Annotated in this window: 18 protein-coding genes; 11 read left to right on the plus strand and 7 right to left on the minus strand. The window is 69.5% G+C overall.

The genetic code is table 11. The features are described 5' to 3' along the window. Positions 1-3: 3 nt before the first annotated feature. Entirely contained in the window at positions 4-621 is a 618-nt protein-coding gene (locus ASF68_RS15520; protein WP_056013092.1) for an FMN-binding negative transcriptional regulator, read from the plus strand. Here ASF68_RS15520 and ASF68_RS15525 read toward each other — a convergent pair. Further along, on the minus strand, positions 539-1,519 hold the full coding sequence (locus ASF68_RS15525) for a DMT family transporter (RefSeq protein WP_082498719.1): 981 nt from the start codon (positions 1,517-1,519) through the stop codon (positions 539-541). The two genes, ASF68_RS15520 and ASF68_RS15525, sit on opposite strands and share 83 nt — an antisense overlap. A 32-nt stretch (positions 1,520-1,551) precedes the next feature. Between ASF68_RS15525 and ASF68_RS15530 the strand changes: the two genes are divergently transcribed. Both ASF68_RS15530 and ASF68_RS15535 read left to right on the plus strand, forming a co-directional pair. Next, positions 1,552-2,139: a TetR/AcrR family transcriptional regulator gene (locus tag ASF68_RS15530; RefSeq protein WP_056013095.1), complete on the plus strand. Its 588-nt coding sequence runs from the start codon at positions 1,552-1,554 to the stop codon at positions 2,137-2,139. A gap of 54 nt (positions 2,140-2,193) precedes the next feature. Then, positions 2,194-2,982 (plus strand): SDR family oxidoreductase, encoded by a 789-nt coding sequence (locus tag ASF68_RS15535; protein WP_056013098.1) that lies wholly within the window; start codon positions 2,194-2,196, stop codon positions 2,980-2,982. Here ASF68_RS15535 and mmuM read toward each other — a convergent pair. Continuing rightward, positions 2,979-3,899, minus strand: coding sequence for a homocysteine S-methyltransferase (gene mmuM, locus ASF68_RS15540; RefSeq protein WP_235526844.1), 921 nt, complete (start codon positions 3,897-3,899; stop codon positions 2,979-2,981). The two genes, ASF68_RS15535 and mmuM, sit on opposite strands and share 4 nt — an antisense overlap. Positions 3,900-4,135: 236 nt before the next feature. On the opposite strand from mmuM, the gene ASF68_RS15545 reads away from it, so the two are divergent. Then, positions 4,136-5,719 carry an MFS transporter gene (locus ASF68_RS15545; RefSeq protein ID WP_235526845.1) on the plus strand — a complete coding sequence of 528 codons (1,584 nt, stop codon included), beginning with the start codon at positions 4,136-4,138 and terminating at the stop codon, positions 5,717-5,719. Here the strand turns inward: ASF68_RS15545 and ASF68_RS15550 are convergent. The 5 genes from ASF68_RS15550 to ASF68_RS18830 form a co-directional block, all read right to left on the minus strand. Continuing rightward, entirely contained in the window at positions 5,700-6,164 is a 465-nt protein-coding gene (locus ASF68_RS15550) for a hypothetical protein (RefSeq protein WP_056013102.1), read from the minus strand. The genes ASF68_RS15545 and ASF68_RS15550 overlap by 20 nt on opposite strands. Before the next feature lie 15 nt (positions 6,165-6,179). Continuing rightward, positions 6,180-6,383: a twin-arginine translocase TatA/TatE family subunit gene (locus ASF68_RS15555; protein WP_369796501.1), complete on the minus strand. Its 204-nt coding sequence runs from the start codon at positions 6,381-6,383 to the stop codon at positions 6,180-6,182. Positions 6,384-6,440: 57 nt separating this feature from the next. Next, positions 6,441-7,424, minus strand: coding sequence for an intradiol ring-cleavage dioxygenase (locus tag ASF68_RS15560; RefSeq protein WP_056013499.1), 984 nt, complete (start codon positions 7,422-7,424; stop codon positions 6,441-6,443). A 96-nt stretch (positions 7,425-7,520) separates the two neighbouring features. Then, a complete protein-coding gene (locus ASF68_RS15565) occupies positions 7,521-8,516 on the minus strand; it encodes a hypothetical protein (RefSeq protein ID WP_056013104.1) in 996 nt (331 codons plus the stop codon). A gap of 72 nt (positions 8,517-8,588) precedes the next feature. Continuing rightward, positions 8,589-8,864, minus strand: a complete 276-nt coding sequence (locus ASF68_RS18830; RefSeq protein ID WP_056013107.1) for a hypothetical protein — start codon at positions 8,862-8,864, stop codon at positions 8,589-8,591. 97 nt (positions 8,865-8,961) lie between these two features. Here ASF68_RS18830 and ASF68_RS15575 point away from each other — a divergent pair, with 97 nt between their 5' ends. The 7 genes from ASF68_RS15575 (at position 8,962) to ASF68_RS15605 (ending at position 17,102) form a co-directional block, all read left to right on the plus strand. Beyond that, complete coding sequence (locus tag ASF68_RS15575; RefSeq protein WP_056013110.1) at positions 8,962-9,657, plus strand: HAD family hydrolase; 696 nt, start codon at positions 8,962-8,964, stop codon at positions 9,655-9,657. A gap of 144 nt (positions 9,658-9,801) precedes the next feature. Continuing rightward, positions 9,802-11,295 carry a glycoside hydrolase family 32 protein gene (locus tag ASF68_RS15580; protein WP_056013113.1) on the plus strand — a complete coding sequence of 498 codons (1,494 nt, stop codon included), beginning with the start codon at positions 9,802-9,804 and terminating at the stop codon, positions 11,293-11,295. A 92-nt stretch (positions 11,296-11,387) separates the two neighbouring features. Then, positions 11,388-12,749: an ABC transporter substrate-binding protein gene (locus tag ASF68_RS15585; protein ID WP_235522652.1), complete on the plus strand. Its 1,362-nt coding sequence runs from the start codon at positions 11,388-11,390 to the stop codon at positions 12,747-12,749. Between the two features lie 70 nt (positions 12,750-12,819). Further along, positions 12,820-13,701 carry a carbohydrate ABC transporter permease gene (locus ASF68_RS15590; protein WP_056013507.1) on the plus strand — a complete coding sequence of 294 codons (882 nt, stop codon included), beginning with the start codon at positions 12,820-12,822 and terminating at the stop codon, positions 13,699-13,701. After that, positions 13,698-14,612 carry a carbohydrate ABC transporter permease gene (locus ASF68_RS15595; protein WP_056013116.1) on the plus strand — a complete coding sequence of 305 codons (915 nt, stop codon included), beginning with the start codon at positions 13,698-13,700 and terminating at the stop codon, positions 14,610-14,612. Before ASF68_RS15590 ends, ASF68_RS15595 begins: the two co-directional genes overlap by 4 nt. Next, positions 14,609-15,649, plus strand: coding sequence for a LacI family DNA-binding transcriptional regulator (locus ASF68_RS15600; protein WP_056013119.1), 1,041 nt, complete (start codon positions 14,609-14,611; stop codon positions 15,647-15,649). Before ASF68_RS15595 ends, ASF68_RS15600 begins: the two co-directional genes overlap by 4 nt. A gap of 10 nt (positions 15,650-15,659) precedes the next feature. Further along, positions 15,660-17,102, plus strand: coding sequence for a glycoside hydrolase family 32 protein (locus ASF68_RS15605; RefSeq protein ID WP_056013121.1), 1,443 nt, complete (start codon positions 15,660-15,662; stop codon positions 17,100-17,102). Positions 17,103-17,149: the final 47 nt, after the last annotated feature.

Consider the following 17,149-nt stretch of genomic DNA (forward strand, 5'->3'; position numbering starts at 1 on the left):
ACCATGCGCCACACCCCCACGTACCTCATGACCGACGTCGACGAGGTCAAGCGCCTCATCCGCAACCACCCGTGGGCGACGTTCGTCTCGCCCGCGAGCACCGGCCTGGTCGCCTCCCACTACCCCGCGATCCTCGAGGAGGACGTCGACGACCTGTCCATCGTCAGCCACTTCGGCCGACCGGACGAGGCGTCGCACGAGCTCGGCGCGCACGAGATCCTCGTCATCATCCAGGGGCCGCACGACTACGTGTCGCCGAGTTGGTACCCGGAGGGCCAGCTCATCCCCACGTGGAACCACGTCACCGCCCACCTGTACGGGACACCTGAGGTCCTCAGCGAGGACGAGAACTACGAGATGTTGAGCAAGCTGACGGACCACTTCGAGGACTCCCGGCCAGACGGCCGCCACCTGTCCGAGGACGAGGCCGGCACCCGGCGCGCCGCGAAGGGCACGGTCGGCCTGCGCATGCGGGTGACGCGCTTCGACGCCCGCGCGAAGCTCAGTCAGAACAAGGCGCCCGAGGTGGTCGACGACATCACCGAGCACCTTGCGGAGCGGAATCCGGAGCTCGCCGAGGAGATGCGTCGCCAGCGGGAGCTCCGGACGCCGGGTCACTGACCCGACTCCGGGCACCGACCCGACCGCGGGCGTCGCTGACGAGCACGAGGGCGACGCCCGCCGCACTCAGGAGGAACCCGCCGGCCGTCAGGAGGGTGAACGGCTCGCGGAAGAGGAGCGCCCCGGCGACGGCGGTCGTCGGGGCGACGAGGAACAGGAGGGCGTTCAGGACCGTCACGCCGATCCGACGCAGCAACCACCAGTAGAGACCGTAAGCGGAGAGCGTCGGCACGAGCGCGAGGAAGAGCGTCGTGAGCCAGAAGGTCGCGTCGCCCGGCGGCACGGCCGCACCGGTCGCGAGGGCGAGGACGGCGAGGAGCACCGTGGTCGCCGTCGCGTGGACGGTCAGCGTGAGGAGGACCGGGGATCGGTGCGGCGAGCGCCGTTCCAGGATCGTCGCGGTGATGAGGCTGGCCATGGCCAGCGCAGGGAGGGCGTAGGCGATCGGCGGCGCATCCGAGGCGCCGAACTGGGACTGCACGATGAGGAACACCCCGACCGCACCGATCCCGAGTCCCAGCCATTGCGCGCCGGGGACGCGCACGTGCAGCAGCGGGCCGGCGAGTGCGGCGATGACGAGCGGCTGGACGGCGTCGATGAGCGCGGTCGTCCCGGTCGAGATGCCCACGGCGACCGAGGCGTAGACGAACACGACGTAGCCGAACTGCGCGAACAGGCCGATGACGAGTTGTGAGCGCAGTTGGGCCTGGCTGGCGTTCCTCCACTGCCCGCTGACCAGCAGCACGATCGCGAGCCCGACGGCGAGCGGGACGAACCGCCAGAGCAGGACGGTGAGCACGGGCACGTCCTCGGTGCCGATCTTCGCGACGATGAAGCCTGAGCTCCAAGCGAGGACGAAGGCTGCGGCCGCGAAAACTATACCGATCTGTTTACTCATCCCCGCAGTATACAGACTGGTATAGTTTTTGCATGACGGTCGACACGCCAGAGCTCGCACCCCTCACGCCGGGCGCCCGACGGGTGCTCGACGCCGCGTCCGTCCTCTTCTACGAGAACGGCATCCACGCGGTCGGCGTCGACACCATCGCCGAGGCCGCCGGGGTCACGAAGAAGACCCTCTACGACCGCTTCGGCAGCAAGGAGGCCCTTGTGCTCTCCTATCTGCAGCACCGCGATGCACGGTGGCGGGCCTGGCTCGACGAGGTCCTCGCCCGGCACCCGGAACCCGGGATCGACCGGGTGCTCGCGATCTTCGATGCGGCGATCGGCTGGTCCGACGACAACAGCCCGAAGGGCTGCAGCGCCGTGAACGCCCGCGCTGAGATCCCCGATCACGCGACGAGCGGCCTGGTCCTCCCCGAGGTCACCCGGCAGAAGCAGTGGCTGCTCGACCGCTTCGCCGAGCTCATCACCGAAGCAGGCCTGCCGGACCCCGGGGCACGCGCCCGCGAACTCATGCTGCTCTACGAGGGCGCCATCGTGACGGTCGGGATGCGGACCTTCCGTGAGCCGTTCGAGACCGCCCGCGCGATCGCCGGTCGCCTCTTGGCCGCCTGACCGGAGCCGGACCCGGCCTGTCGGCGACCACCCGACATCGCGTAGGGTCTCGGGATGGACTTCACCGACGACGCCGCCGCCGACCGCATCGCCATCATCACCGGGGTCGGGCGCCGCCGGTCGATCGGGGCCGGTCTCGCCGTCGGCCTCGCCGCCGACGGTTGGAACCTGGTCCTCAACGCCTGGCGCCCCTACGACGAGCGCCTCGGCTACGAACGGACCCCCGACGACCCGGAGTCGATCGCCGAGGAGTGCCGTGCCCTCGGCGTCACGGTCGACGTCGTGTTCGGCGACCTCGCCGACCCGGCCTTCCCCGCAGAACTCGTCGAGCGGGCGGCGCGCTCCGGTCGCGTGTCCGGACTCGTGATGTCGCACTGCGAGTCGGTCGACAGCTCGATCCTCACCACGGACGTCGACAGCTGGGACCGCCACTTCGCCGTGAACGCCAGGGCCACCTGGCTGCTCATCAAAGCGTTCGCCGAACAGCTCCCGGTGCAGGAAGGGACGCCGGAGGTGGCCGGCCGGATCGTCGCGCTGACGAGCGACCACTCGGTGCACAACCTCCCCTACGGCGCCAGCAAGGGCGCGCTCGACCGCATCGTCACGGCGGCCGCGGTGGAGCTCGCCGACCGCGGGGTGCGGTCGAACGTCATCAATCCGGGGCCGATCGACACGGGCTGGATGACCGAGGACATCCGTCGCGCGGGGGCCGAGGCGACGCCGGCGGGCCGGCTCGGCACGCCGTCCGACACCGCGGACCTCGTCCGGTTCCTGTTCTCCCCCGCAGGTTCCTGGATCAACGGCCAACTGCTCTCGAGCAACGGCGGGTTCAACGTCGGCTAGCCGGGCCCTGCCACATCGACTCCGGGCTCGAACGCATCGGCCCTGCCCCGGATGACGGCGATGTCGTCGGGCAGGATCCGGCAGCAGCCACCGACGACGCTCGCACCGGCCTCCAGCCAGGCGTCGACGTCGCCGACACCGCCACGCCCGCGCCAGACCCGCGCCTCGGCGTCCCACCGTTCACCGGAGTTCGGATAGACGACGATCGCGCAGTCCGTCACCGCGCGAGCGGCTCGGATGGCCGGCAGCACCTCGTCCGGATGGGAGCAGTTCACGCCCACCGCCTGGATCTCGTCGACACCCTCGACCAGCCGGAAGCCCTCCTCCATCGGTTCACCGGACCGCAGGCGACCACCCGCGACCGTGAAGGACAACCAGGCCGGCACCCCGGAGCCGCGCACCAGCTCGGCGAGCGCCGTCGCCTCGTCGAGGGAGGGGATGGTCTCGAGGGCGAGGAGGTCCGGACCGGCGTCGGCGAGGACCGTCAATCGCCGTTCATGCCACCGACGCAGTTCCGCTCGCGTGAGGCCGGAGTCGCCCCGGTATTCGGAGCCGTCGCCGAGGGTCGCACCGTACGGTCCGACGGAGGCCGCAACGAGGAGGCGACCCTCGTCGTCCGGATCCGTTCGCGTGTCGCGGGCCCGACGGGCGAGGTCCACGCTCGACCGCAGGAGCCGTTCCGTGTCCGAGGCGGTGAAGCCGATGCGCTCGAACGCCTCGAAGCCGACCTGGTAGGAGGCGGTGATCGCGATCTGCGCACCGGTATCGAAGAACTCCTGATGAGCCGCCTGAACGGCCGCTGGCTGATCGACGAGCAACCGGGCGCTCCAGAGCGCGTCGGAGAGGTCGTGACCGCGCGCCTCGAGGAGGGTCCCGAGACCGCCGTCGAGCGTCCACGAGCGATGCCTCAGGTCCATGCAGCCCATTGTGCCCCCACCACCGCGGGGAGGGGCGGCACTGAACACCTGGTATTGTCTATACCCGTCCAGAGCCGAGAGGACGCGTTCGCACCCGAACGAACCGCCACCCGACGTGTAGCTCCCCCGAGCTCCGTGCCAGTGCAGCATGGCGATCCTCCGGCATTTCTCGGGCACTGAGCGATTACGCGAGTGCCGAATGATTCAACACGACTGTCAGGAAACGAGTACTGCTTGTGAACTCCAGCGACAACGCGGCATCATCGTCCCCCGCATCCCCCTCCCCCAAAACCGGCCGGAAGCCGGCCCGCAAGACCAGGCGCCTCCGCGTCGACGACGTCCTCGTCGTGAAGCGCTCGCGCATCCGCACCGCCATCTCGGGCACCGTCGTCGGCAACTTCATGGAGTGGTTCGACTTCGGCATCTACGGCTACCTCGCCGTCACCATGACCGTCGTCTTCACCGAGGGCCTGCCGCCTGAAGCCGGCATCCTCGTCACCCTGTTCGGCTTCGCCGTGTCGTTCCTCGTCCGTCCGCTCGGCGGCCTGGTGCTCGGGCCGCTCGGCGACAAGATCGGCCGGAAGAAGATCCTCTTCCTCACGATGTCGATGATGGCTGCGGCCACCGCGCTCATCGGTGTGCTGCCGACGGCTGCGCAGATCGGCCTGTGGGCCATCGCCCCGCTGTACCTGCTGAAGATGATCCAGGGCTTCTCGACCGGTGGTGAGTACGCCGGCGCCTCCACCTACGTCGCCGAGTTCTCCCCCGACCGCCGCCGTGGCTTCTGGGCGTCCTGGCTCGACGTCGGCTCCTACGTCGGCTTCGCGGCCGGTGCCGGAACCGTCGCCCTCACCACCCTGATCGCGGAGGGCCTCGCCGGGCCGGACGCGATGACCGAGTTCGGTTGGCGCATCCCGTTCCTCATCGCCCTGCCGCTCGGTGCCGTGGCGGTGTGGTTCCGCCTCAAGATCCCCGAGACCCCGGCCTACGAGGTCGCCGAGACCGCCGGTGGGATCGAGTCCGAGCACGAGGACCCCATGGCCCGCCAGGGGATCTTCGGGATCTTCCGCCACTTCTGGCGCCAGATCCTCATCGCGATGGCGATCGTCGCCGCGACGAACACCGCCGGGTACGCCCTCACGAGCTACATGCCGACCTACCTCGAGAAGGACGTCGGCGTCTCCAACCTGACGGCCGCGGTGGCCACCATCCCGGTGCTGCTCATCATGTCCGCCTGCCTGCCGCTCGTCGGCCGCATGTCCGACAAGATCGGCCGCAAGCCGGTGTACCTCCTGGCCGTCGGCGCGACCCTCGTGCTCATGGTGCCGGCGTTCGCGGTCATGCAGATCGGTGAGATCTGGGCGATCTTCATCGCGCTGTTCATGGTCGCCGCCCCCGTCGCGCTGTGGGCAGGACCGTCCGCGGCCTCGCTGCCGGCGTTCTTCCCGACGGCGTCCCGCTTCGGTGCCATGGCGATCGCGTACAACCTGTCGGTCTCCCTGTTCGGTGGCACGACGCCGCTGTTCAGCGAGTTCCTCATCCAGCTGACGGGCAACACGTTCATGCCGGCGTTCTACATCATGTTCTTCGCGGCGGTGGCCGGCGTTGGTGTGCTCACCATGCGGGAGACGGCTCGTCGTCCGCTCATCGGCTCGGTGCCGACGGTCGAGACGAAGGCCGAGGCGGTGGAGCTCGTCAAGGGGCAGGACGACAACCCGCTCATCGACACCCACACGATGCCGCTCGACATCCTGCCGCCCGCCGGTTCGTTCTCTGCGGCGGACGGTCAGGACGGGCGCGTCACGACGCCCGCCGGCTAGCGGGTTCTGCGGCGACGACGCGTTCGTCGATCACGATCAGGGCGGGTGCGCGATGCGCATCCGCCCCGTCGCGTCCGACCCGCTCGAGGAGTGCGGCCTGCCAGCCGCCGCTGGCGAGAGGCTTCGCCGGGACAGGCGGCACGGTCGGGCCCTGGTCCTCAGCCACTGACTCGAGCGGCCCATCCGGCCGACGCTCCTCGGCGAGTGCCTCCTGGATGATCCGTCGGGGATCGAATTGTCGGGGGTCCAGGCGTCTCCACTCGGTCGCGTCGAACTCGGGGCCGAGTTCCTCGGCAGCACGCGCCTTGGTCGTGGCGACGAGGTCTCGGACGGTGCGGACGAGCACCCCGAGTCTCTCGGCGTACACCGGCAACTGCTTCGGGCCGATGAGCACGGCCGCGAGGATGCCGATGACGATCAGCTTGTCCATGGTGAGTCCGAACACGATGCGCTCCGACGATCAGGCGGCAGGGGTGTCGGCGCGGGTATCGGCGCGGGCGTCGGCCCCGGTGTCCACGTCGCCCGACACCTCGTCCTTCAGGATGCGCGCCGACTGCCCGACGCTGCGGGCGAGACTCGGGAGCTTCGCGGCGCCGAAGAACAGCAGGATGACGGCGAGGACGATGAGGGCGTGCCAGCCGGTGAGGTTCTGGAGGATTCCCATGACGGGTCCTTTCGGGTCGATGCGGGTGAGGGCGGGAGTGTGTGGAGGTGTCGGCGGTCAGCGCCCGCTCGGCGGCGTTCCTCCGCCGCCGCCAGCTCCACCACCGCCGGACGGAGCGGCACCGGCGGTCGGCGTCGTCGTGGTGTCCACCCGCACGGTGAGCGCCACCTGGTACCCGGAGGTCGCGTCGCCCGTCACCGTCGCGAGCTGCAAGGCACCGCCGTCGTCGCCGAAGACGTTGTCGGCGTCGAGGCTCACCTGCGAGAGGTTCGCGCTCGAACCGTCGTAGCCGGACAAGGCGTAGACGGTGTCGCACGCCGCCTGCGGCAGGGCGACCTGGGAGGTCGCGATGGCGTTCGCGGAGTCGGAGATGTCCGCCACCGTGGGGTAGACCTCGAAGTGGATGTGCGGCCACCGTCCCGAGTAGCAGGCCGGGAAGATGGAGGTGTACGAGACGGTCCCCGAGCTGTCGGCGACCTGGACGCCGCGGAGGTAGGTCTCGTCCTCGATCCCGTCGGAGTACATCGAGTAGCCGCCCGACGCGTCGCAGTGCCAGACGTACACAGCGACGTCGGCGAACGGGGCGTCACCGTTCGCCAGGTCGAGGATGGTGAGTGAGAGGGCCATGGGGACCCCGCTCGCGGTGGTGCCGGACCCGATACTCGACCGGATGTCGCTGCGCACGATGCCGGACTCCTCGAGCACGTCGGCACCGTTCGAGCCGTCGCCTGGGTAGGGGCCCGCGGTCTCGTCCGGGATCTCGCCGGCGGGGAGGTCGCCGGTCGCGGTCGCGCTGCTCGCGCCGGACCCAGCGGCGCCGGTGCTCGTATTGCTGCTGCCGGACGCCCCGGTGGAGCAGGCGGCGAGCGCGACGGCTCCGACCCCGGCGCCCACGAGACTGAGCACCGTGCGCCGACTGACGAGGGTTCCGAGGTCGAACGCGACCCCCTGGTCGACGACCTCCTCGTCGGCGCGGTCCAGCAGGCGGCCCTCGTAGGCCGGGCCGTCCGGGGTGGTCTCGGGTTCGGGGATCCTGCTCATGGTGCGCCTCGCCTTCATCTGCGATCGGTGGTCTCGATCGGTCGTGGGACGAGCCTCGGCGTGCGGGCTATGGACTTCCTATGAGCCGTCCATACCTCATCCATGGGTCTGCTGGGCGGTTGCCGAGCGCGCTTCATCCCACCAGCTGAGGACCCGGGAACCGATGAGCGTGAGCCACTTCGACGGTTCGCCCTCGGGCGCGTCGACGTCGAACCAGACCCGGCCGGGCAGACGGGCGCCCTGCAGCCAGGTGCCGTCGGCTTGCCGTGCACGGCGGACGAGTTCGACGGCGTCCGCGAGTCGAGCGTCCGGCGGGGTCCCCTCGGCGATGGACACGGCCCGGAAGTGGTCGAGGGCGACGAGGGCGCTGTAGCGATAGCGGTTCGGGTAGACGAAGTGTTCGACGAAACCGCCGACCCGCTCCCCGGTGGACGCGCGGTTGAGCAGCCGGCGAGAGAGCAGGTACTCCTCGCCGCCGCGGCGGGCCTCGCGCACACTCGTGTCACCGGTGGTCGTCTCGTAGGCGAGGAGTCCGCGGACGGCGTTGAGGGTGGAGTGGAAGGAGGAACGGACGGAGTCGCCCTCCTCCGCCTCGCAGTTCCAGCCGCCGTCGGCGAGGCGGTGGGTGGTGAACCAGGCGGCCAGCTGGGTCACGTCCACGCCGAGCCAGGCGCCGCTCGCGAGGGTGAACGCGTTGATGCAGACGTCGACCTCCCCACTCCAGTAGGGCAGGTCGTCGTAGTCCCAGCGACTGTTGGCGGCCAGGCGCGCGGCGGTGTCGGTCAGGACGGCGGCATCCACGCCCCACTCACGGAGGTCCTTGAGCGCCCAGGTGGTCGCGACCCAGGGCTGGCCGGGTTGCTGGGCCTCGGGGCTGTCGAAGAAGCCGGCCGGGAAGAACGCACCGCCCGCCCACTGCCCGTCCGGGTCCTGATGCGCGAGGAGTTCCGCGCCGAACCCGGTGGAGGGGATGCTCGCCCGGGTCGCCTCCCACACCTCGGGCGGTGCCCCGGCGAGGTCCCGTTCGACCTGCCACCGGAGGGCCGGGTCGGCGTCGAGCATCCAGTCGAGCAGCTTCGCGTTGATCGCCATGCGGGAACGCTACTCCTCGTGGGGCGCGGCCGACAGGGTGGTGTCGACCGCGTCCGGCATCGGATCGGACCGTCAACGCGGGGTGGCTTTGATGCCGTTCGGTGGGCCGTCGCGATCGGACGAGGTGCGGAGGACGTCGTAGCGGACGAGCGCGTCGGCCTGTTCGAGGGTGGGTTGCACGCTCATCAGGACGCGTTTCGTCGGATCGATGTCCCACGCGATGACGAAGTAGGCGTCGGACCCCGACCGGTCGCGGCGGCGTTCGATGACCGCCTTCGGGATGACCGGGTCGTTCCGCATGACGAGCCACGTGTTGTGGTCGAGTCGGATCGGACGGGGGCGGGTCATGTATCGAACATACGTTCGAATCTGCGGTGAGGCAAGCCGAGATGCGCCCGGCGCGTCGGCAGTTGGCGGCCGAGAGGGATGTCGTTACCGTTGGCACGTGCGCACGCTTCGGGCAGTCGGGTTCGACCTCGACGGCACCCTGTTCGACCACCGTGGTTCCGCTCGCGACGGGGTGCGCCACTTCCTCCGATCACTGGGCGTCGAACCGTCGTCAGGGGCTCTCGAGTCCTGGTTCACGGCGGAGGACATCCAGTTCGAACGGTGGCGGGTCGGGGAGATCGGTTTCCAGGAGCAGCGACGACAGCGCCTGCGAGCCGTGCTGCCAGCATTGGGCGTCACGCTGCCGACGGACGACGCCGGGCTGGATGCGCTGTTCGACGGCTATCTTCAGGCCTATCGCCGGTCGTGGCGGGCGTTTCCGGACAGCCGAGACCTGATCGACACCCTCCGTGCCAGCGGCTACCGGGTCGGCCTCCTCACGAACGGAACGCAGGCTCAGCAACTCGACAAGCTGCATCGAACCGACCTGTTCGGCGGGTTCGACGCGGTGTGCATTTCCGAACACCTCGGCGTGCAGAAACCGGATCCCCAGGCGTTCATCGCCCTCGCCACGCAGTTGAGCGTCGCGCCGGAAGCGGTCCTGTTCGTCGGCGACCATCAGGCGCACGACGTCGACGGCGCCCGGTCGGCCGGCATGCGCGGGCTACTCGTCGACCGCTCCGCGACACATACGGCGGGGATCGCGGACGTCGTTCGGGGTGCGCTTCGCGCCGGCGTCGAGCCCGCCCGATAGGCCGATGCCGAACGGCTCGGCGACCACACGGAGCAGGCCACGTCATCGGCGAGTTGCTTAACTTTGCTTAACCGCTTGACCACCCTCTTGAGGTCCCGCTACGGTAACCGCGTAACCGATTAACCACTCAACGCAGAGGACGTCATGAACCAACGAGGGTTCCACCAGCCGAACGGCGCATGGGTCGGAGACGTCATCCCGTGGCAAGAGGACGGTGTCTTCCACCTGCTCTACCTGCACGAGTCGCGTCGCGTGCCGAAGATCGGCATGCCGTGGCACCGCGTGACCACCCGGAACCTCGTCGACTTCGACGACCTCGGCGAGGCGCTGGCGTCGGGCGGCCCGTCCGCACCTGACTTCAACATCTACACGGGCAGTGTCGTCCTGGACCCCGACGGCGTCCACCACGTCTTCTACACGGGCCAGCACCCCGACCACCGCGGTGCCGACGGCCTGGCGCTGCAACTGGTCATGCACGCTGTCAGCACCGATGGCATGCGCACCTGGGAGCGCCGGGAGGCCGACACCTTCGGCGCCACCGCCGGATACGAGACCGCCGACTGGCGCGACCCGTTCGTCTTCTGGGACGAGGAGGCCGCCCTCTGGCGGATGCTGATCACCGCCCGCCACGCCGACGGACCCGAGCGCCGCCGAGGCGTGATCGCCCAGTGCACCTCCACCGACCTCTCCACCTGGGAACCCGTCGAGCCGTTCTGGAACCCGCGCCGCTACATCGCCCACGAGTGCCCCGAGGTGTTCCAGTGGGGTGACTGGTGGTACCTCGTGTACTCCGAGTTCAGCGAATCGTTCACGACGCGGTACCGGATGTCCCGCACGCTGCACGGCCCCTGGCTCGTCCCCGAGCACGACACACTCGACGGTCGCGCCTACTACGCGGCGAAATCCGCCGCCCGCGACGGACGTCGGTTCTTCTTCGGCTGGATCGCCTCCCGCGACGGAGCCCAGGACGCGGGCGCGTGGCAGTGGGCCGGCACCATGTCCGTCCTGGAGGCCGAGCAGCGTACCGACGGCACCCTCGCCTTCCATCCTCCGGCCGAATTGCGTGACACCTTCGCACCCACCGGGGAGCCGAACGACACCGTCGTCCCCTCGGGCACGGTGCTCAGCGCTCCTGACGGCTATGCCGACGCTCTCTCCTCCGCGGACGCACCGGATTCCTTCCGACTCGTCACCCGGTTCGACATCGCCCCCGGCACGACCGAGTGCGGTGTCCTCCTCCGGGCGAGCGCCGACGGCGACGAGGGCTACGTCCTCCGTCTGGAGCCGAAGCGCGACCGCCTCGTCTTCGACCGCTGGCCGCGCTCCACCACCGGCACGGAGCAGTGGCAGATCTCGGGCGACGTCCCGTTCGCCGTCGAACTCGAACGCCCCTGCCACCTCGCCCCCGGACGGCACGAGCTCGAGGTGATCGTCGACGGCGACCTCTGCGTCGCCACCGTCGACGACACGGTCGTCCTCAGCACGCGCCTCTACGACCGGCCGACCGGCCGCGTCGGTGTCTTCGTCGGCGAAGGGACCGTCACCGTCGAGGACTGCACCCTGCTGGAACGTGGTGATGCCGACCCCGACGACGACCACGCGACATCGCGCCGACTCGTCGCCAGCACCACGTCCTGATCCCGACACCACGCGCCGCCCGCCTGCTCCACCCGCCTGCACCGCCCCGCACACCCGCACCCACCTGTGATCGATCAACGGAGATTCCGACCATGCCAACCACCGCACGCACACGCACCATGCGCCCCACCCGCAGCACCGCCTTCGTGGCCCTCGTCGCGGCGTCAGCGCTCGCCCTCTCCGGCTGCGCCGGCGGATCGAGCGCCACAGACCCGACCGACGTCGACCCGAAGGGCGACATCGTCCCCCGCGAGATCTCCTGGCTGCTCTCCCGCCCGGCCGACGGCGGCGTGATCACCGCGATGGAGCAGATCGCCGACGAGTATGCGAAGGACCACCCCGGCTTCTCGCTCAACCTCATCACCACGCCCGACCGCCCGTCCTACATCCAGAAGTACGAGACCCTCGCGGCGGCGAACAAGCTCCCCGAGCTGTTCGACACCGACGCGACACCGTTCGCCCAGAAGCTCGCGAAGCAGGGTCGGATGGTCGACGTCGACCTGCTCCTCGAGGACCTCGGTCTCGCCGACTCCTACCGCGAGGCGGCGCTCAACTACCAGCGGTTCGACGACGGTTCGCTGTACATGGTGCCGTTCGAGTTCCAGCTGGAGTTCTTCTGGTACAACCGCTCCCTGCTCGCGGACGCCGGTGTCACCGTCCCGGCCACGCTCGACGACTTCCCCGCCATGTGCAAGGCGCTCCGAGCCAAGGGCGTCACCCCGATCGCGCTCGACGGGCAGGACCAGTGGCCGCTCGAACGTTACATGGCCTACTACCCGTTCCGGATGGCGGGTCCCGAGTACATCCAGGACCTGAAGGCCGGGAAGGCCTCGTTCTCCGACCCGGCCGGGAAGGCCGCAGCCGAGTGGCTGTACGACCTCGGGCAGGCGGGCTGCTTCCAGGAGGGCTTCTCCTCGACCGGCTACGCGGACGCTCAAGCGCTCTTCACCTCGGGCAAGGCGGCGGTCTACAACATCGGCACGTGGGAGCTGTCGAACCTCGCGACGGATGCGCTCGACCCGGGCGTCCGTGACGCGGTCGGCACCTTCACCCTGCCGACCATCGACGGCGCCGTCACCGCCGACAACGAGTACGTGACCCCCTCCGGCATCGGCATGGCGGTGAACGCGAAGACGTACGATCCGCTGGTCCGCGACTTCCTCGCCTTCGCCCTCGAGCGCTACCCGGAGCTGTACGCGGCGACCGGCGCGCTGTCGCCGACGACCTCCGCGCAGACGACCGTCCCCGCGAACGCGACCGAGCTGTACGCGAGCTCCGTGGCGCAGGCCGACGGCGTCGGACCGGCGATCGCGATGCCCTGGGACACCCAGCTCGACCCGGCCACGAACACCCGACTCCAGCAGGAACTGACCCTGCTCGTGCAGGGCGACATCACGCCGGACGAGTTCATCGCGACGATGGACGCCGCCCTCACGGAGAACGTCGATGACTGAATTCACCCAGACCGCGGTGGGCGCGGCACCGGCCCGCCCACCGCGGCGGCGGAAGCCGATGTCCACGTCGATGCTGCCCCGCCGGTCGACGCTGTCGGTGCTCGTCTTCCTGGTGCCGCCGCTCGTCCTCTACGGCGTCGCCGTGCTCCTGCCGATCGTGCAGTCGCTGTTCCTCAGCCTCTTCTCGTGGGACGGCATCACCGACATGGCGTTCGTCGGACTCGACAACTACGTCAAGATGCTCACCCGCGACGACGTCTTCTGGACCTCGTTCGGCAACGCGCTCGGCTACCTCGCCATCTGCCTGGTGCTCCAGCTCGGTGGGGCGCTCCTCGTCGCCGGGCTGCTCACCGCCCTCCCCCGAGCCCGTGAGCTCGTCAAGACGCTCTACCTCCTGCCGGCCGTCATCTCGACGGTCGCGATCGCCATCCTGTTCCAGCGGCTGTACGCGCTCGAACCGGTCGGACTCATCAACCAGCTGCTCGCCTGGGTCGGTCTCGGTGACCTCCAGACGGCCTGGCTGTCCAACGTGCAGACCGTCCTCGCAGCCGTCTCGATCCCGGAGGGCTGGCGGTTCACCGGGCTGTACATGCTCATCATCTACGCCGCCCTCATGGCCGTGCCCCGCGACCTCGAGGAGGCCGCCCGGCTGGACGGCGCGTCCTGGTGGCAGATCTTCTGGCGGATCCGCTTCCCCTACATCCGGCCGGTGTGGATCACGACGACGGTCATGGCGACGACCTTCGCCCTCCGCGGCTTCGACATCCCGTACCTGCTCACGAACGGCGGGCCCGGTCAGTCGTCCGAGCTGCTGACCACGTACATGTACAAGACGGCGTTCGTCCACACGGACTACGGCTACGCCAGCGCGATCTCCATGTTCATCGTCGTCGAGTGTCTCGTCGCCGTCGGCCTCATCTTCCTGCTGCTCCGACGGAAGGACAAGTCATGACCGCCACCCTCCCCGCCCGGCCGACCGAACAGGTCGCGCCCCCGGCTGCGCCGGCACCGAAGCGGAAGCCCCGCCACACCCCGCGCGTCCGGGTGCAGCGGACGATCCTCACCGTGACCGTCGTCGCGATCGTGCTGGTTCAGGTCTACCCGCTCGTCTGGTTGCTGCTCACGAGCTTCCGGACAGCGGCGGACTTCGCCGGCGGCAACCCCTTCGCGCTGCCGTCCGAGTGGACGCTCGACAACTACGCCAGAGCGTTCTCCACCGGCAACCTCGGGCTGAACATCGTCAACAGCCTGATCGTCACCCTCGGGTCGAGCGCCCTGATCGTCATCGCCGGCATGATGGCGGCCTACGCGCTCCAGGTCCTCGGCTTCCGGTTCAGCGGGCTCGTCCGCGGCCTGTTCCTCCTCGGCATCATCGTGCCCGTGCAGATCGCGCTCGTCCCCCTGTTCATCGACTACTCGCAGGTCGGTCTGCTCGACACCCACCTGTCGATGATCATCCCGCTGGCGGCGTTCGCCCTGCCGATGGCGGTCTACCTGTTCTCCTCCTTCTACGAGTACATCCCGAGGGAGATGTACGAGGCCGCGTCGCTCGACGGCGCGGGCCCGTACCGGATCTTCGGCCAGATCACCTTCCCGCTCTCCGTCAACACGATCATCACGGTCGTGCTCGTCAACAGCATCTTCATCTGGAACGACTTCATCTTCGCGAACACCTTCGTGCTCTCGGACGGATTGAAGACCATCCCGCTCGGCCTGCAGAACTACATCGGGGCGATGGGGAACACTGATTGGACGGCGACGTTCGCCGCCGTCTGCGTCACGGTCACACCGCTGCTGCTGGTGTTCCTCGTGTTGAACAAAGCGATGATCAGCGGCCTCGAGAGCGGAGCGACCAAGGGATGAGCAGCACCGACCAGCCGAAACCCGGCGCGGACCACCCGAAGAACACCTCGGGCATCACGATGCGCGACGTCGCGAAGGCCGCCGGTGTCTCCGTCGCGACGGTCTCGCACGTCGTCAACGACAAGCCGGGCTCGCGGATCGGCGAGGACGCCAAGCGCCGGGTGCACGAGGCGGTGGCCGAGCTCGGCTACCGACCGAACGCCCTCGCGAAGACGCTGTCCCAGGGGCACTCCCGCTTCATCGGCCTCGTCGCCGACGCGATCGCGACGACCCCCTTCGCCGGCCAGATCATCCACGGCGCCCAGGACGAGGCGTGGCGACACGGCTACGTCCTGCTCGTCGCCAACACCGACGGCAACACGGCCGCCGAGGATGAGGCGATCGCGATGATGCTGGAGCACCAGGTCCGCGGGATCCTGTACTCGACCTGGTTCCACCACGAGATCACCGTGCCGGAGGCGCTCCACCAGACCGACACCGTGCTCGTCGACTGCTTCGCCGGCGGCAGCGGACTCCCGGCCGTCGTCCCCGACGAGGAGCAGGGCGGACGGACCGCGACCGAGGCGCTGCTCGCGGCCGGCCACCGACGGATCGCGTTCGTCAACACCACGACCCCTTCACCGGCACAGACCGGACGGCTCGCCGGGTACCGCTCGGCACTGCAGGCCGCGGGGGTCGCGTTGGACGACGCCCTCGTGTTCCCGGCCTCGCCGGAGCAGGAGGGCGGGTACGCGGTGACCGCCGAGGTCGTCGACTCAGGCGCCACCGCGGTGTTCTGCCACAACGACCGCGTGGCCATGGGACTCTACGACGGGCTGCGGGAACGCGGACTGCGGATCCCCGACGACATGGCGGTCATGGGGTTCGACAACCAGGACGTCATCGCCGCCCACCTCAGGCCGCCGCTGTCGACGGTCGCCCTCCCCCACTACGAGCTCGGAGCGGCCGGTGTCCGTCGGCTGCTCGGCCTCGACGCCACGCCGTCCACCGGGCCGCAGCTCATCGCCTGCCCGGCCGTCCCGCGGCACTCCGTCTGAGGGCGCGGCCATGCACGACGAACCGAGCGTCCTCCCGAGGCCTGGCTTCCACCTGACGCCGGAGCGCAACTGGATGAACGACCCGAACGGCTTGGTCTTCCATCGTGGGCGCTGGCACGCGTTCTTCCAGTACAACCCGGAGGGCAGCGACTGGGGCAACATGAGCTGGGGTCATGCGACGAGCGTCGACCTGCAGCACTGGGACGAGCTCCCGGTCGCCCTGCGGTTCACCGCCGAGGAACAGGTGTACTCGGGATCCGTGGTCGCCGCAGGGACCGACGGACGGCTCACGGCGTACTACACGAGCGTGTCCACCGACGGTCGGCAGGCGCAGTCCCGGGCGACCAGTGACGATGACGGGCTGACCTGGCAGCGCGATCCGGACAACCCGATCCTCGACCGCGGTTCGCAGGCGTTCCGCGACCCGAAGATCATCCGATACGAGGACGGCGCGGGGTTCCGCTGGATCATGCTCACCGTGGAAGCCGTCGAGCGGCAGGTCCTCGTGTACTCCTCCACCGACCTCCGCACCTGGGAGCACGTCAGCACCTTCGGTCCGGTCGGTCCCACCGGCGTCGTGTGGGAGTGCCCAGACCTCATCTCGCTCGCCGTCGACGGTCGTCCCGAGGAGACCCGGTGGGTGCTGCTCCTCAGCACCAATCCGGTCGGTGACGCGCAGGATCCGGACGGATCGTCGATGAGCTACCTCGTCGGCGACTTCGACGGCTCCACCTTCATCCCTGAGCGGTCCGAGCCACAGCGGCTCGACCACGGCCGGGACTTCTACGCGGCGGTCGGCTTCGACAGCGCTCCAGGCGGTGAAGCGGTCATCCTCGGTTGGATGGGCAACTGGCGCTACGCCGCCGACCTCCCCGCCTCGCCGTGGCGGGGTGCGATGTCGCTCCCCAGACGGCTCTCGCTGACCACGGTCGACGACGAGCCACGACTCGTGCAGGAGCCGCCGGCCTTCGTGACGGAACGGTTGGCGGCGATCGAACCGACGACCATCGCCGTGTCCTCGGACGCCGTCGATCTGCCGCTCGACGGCGACGGGGTGGTCGCGCTGCACTGGGATCCGTCGATCACGGGCGAGCTGCGGCTCCGGCTGACGGCCGACACCGACGGCGAGGTCGTCATCGTCCACGACCCGACGGCGGCGACACTCGCCGTCACCCGGTCGGGCGGCACCATGGACACGGTGCACCCCGACTTCGCCTCGACCAGCATCGTCCCGCTCGCCGGTGACCGGCCGGCCCGGCTCCTCCTCAGCCTCGACGGCCCACTGCTCGAGCTGTTCGTCGACGGTGGTCTCGCCACCGTCTCCGACCTCGTCCTCCTCGGGAGCGGGCAGCCCCGACTCACCCTCGCGAGCGAACGCGCCAGCCCCGTCTCGGTCGCCGTCGCCGTCCTCCACCGGGCGTCCGTGATCGACCAGGCGCACGCGTTCGCCTGACCCTCCTCCACCCGCACGATCCAGCACCATCCCGCCACGGGTGCCTT

It is taken from the genome of Plantibacter sp. Leaf314, from assembly GCF_001423185.1.
In the GTDB taxonomy this organism is placed as follows: Bacteria; Actinomycetota; Actinomycetes; order Actinomycetales; family Microbacteriaceae; genus Plantibacter.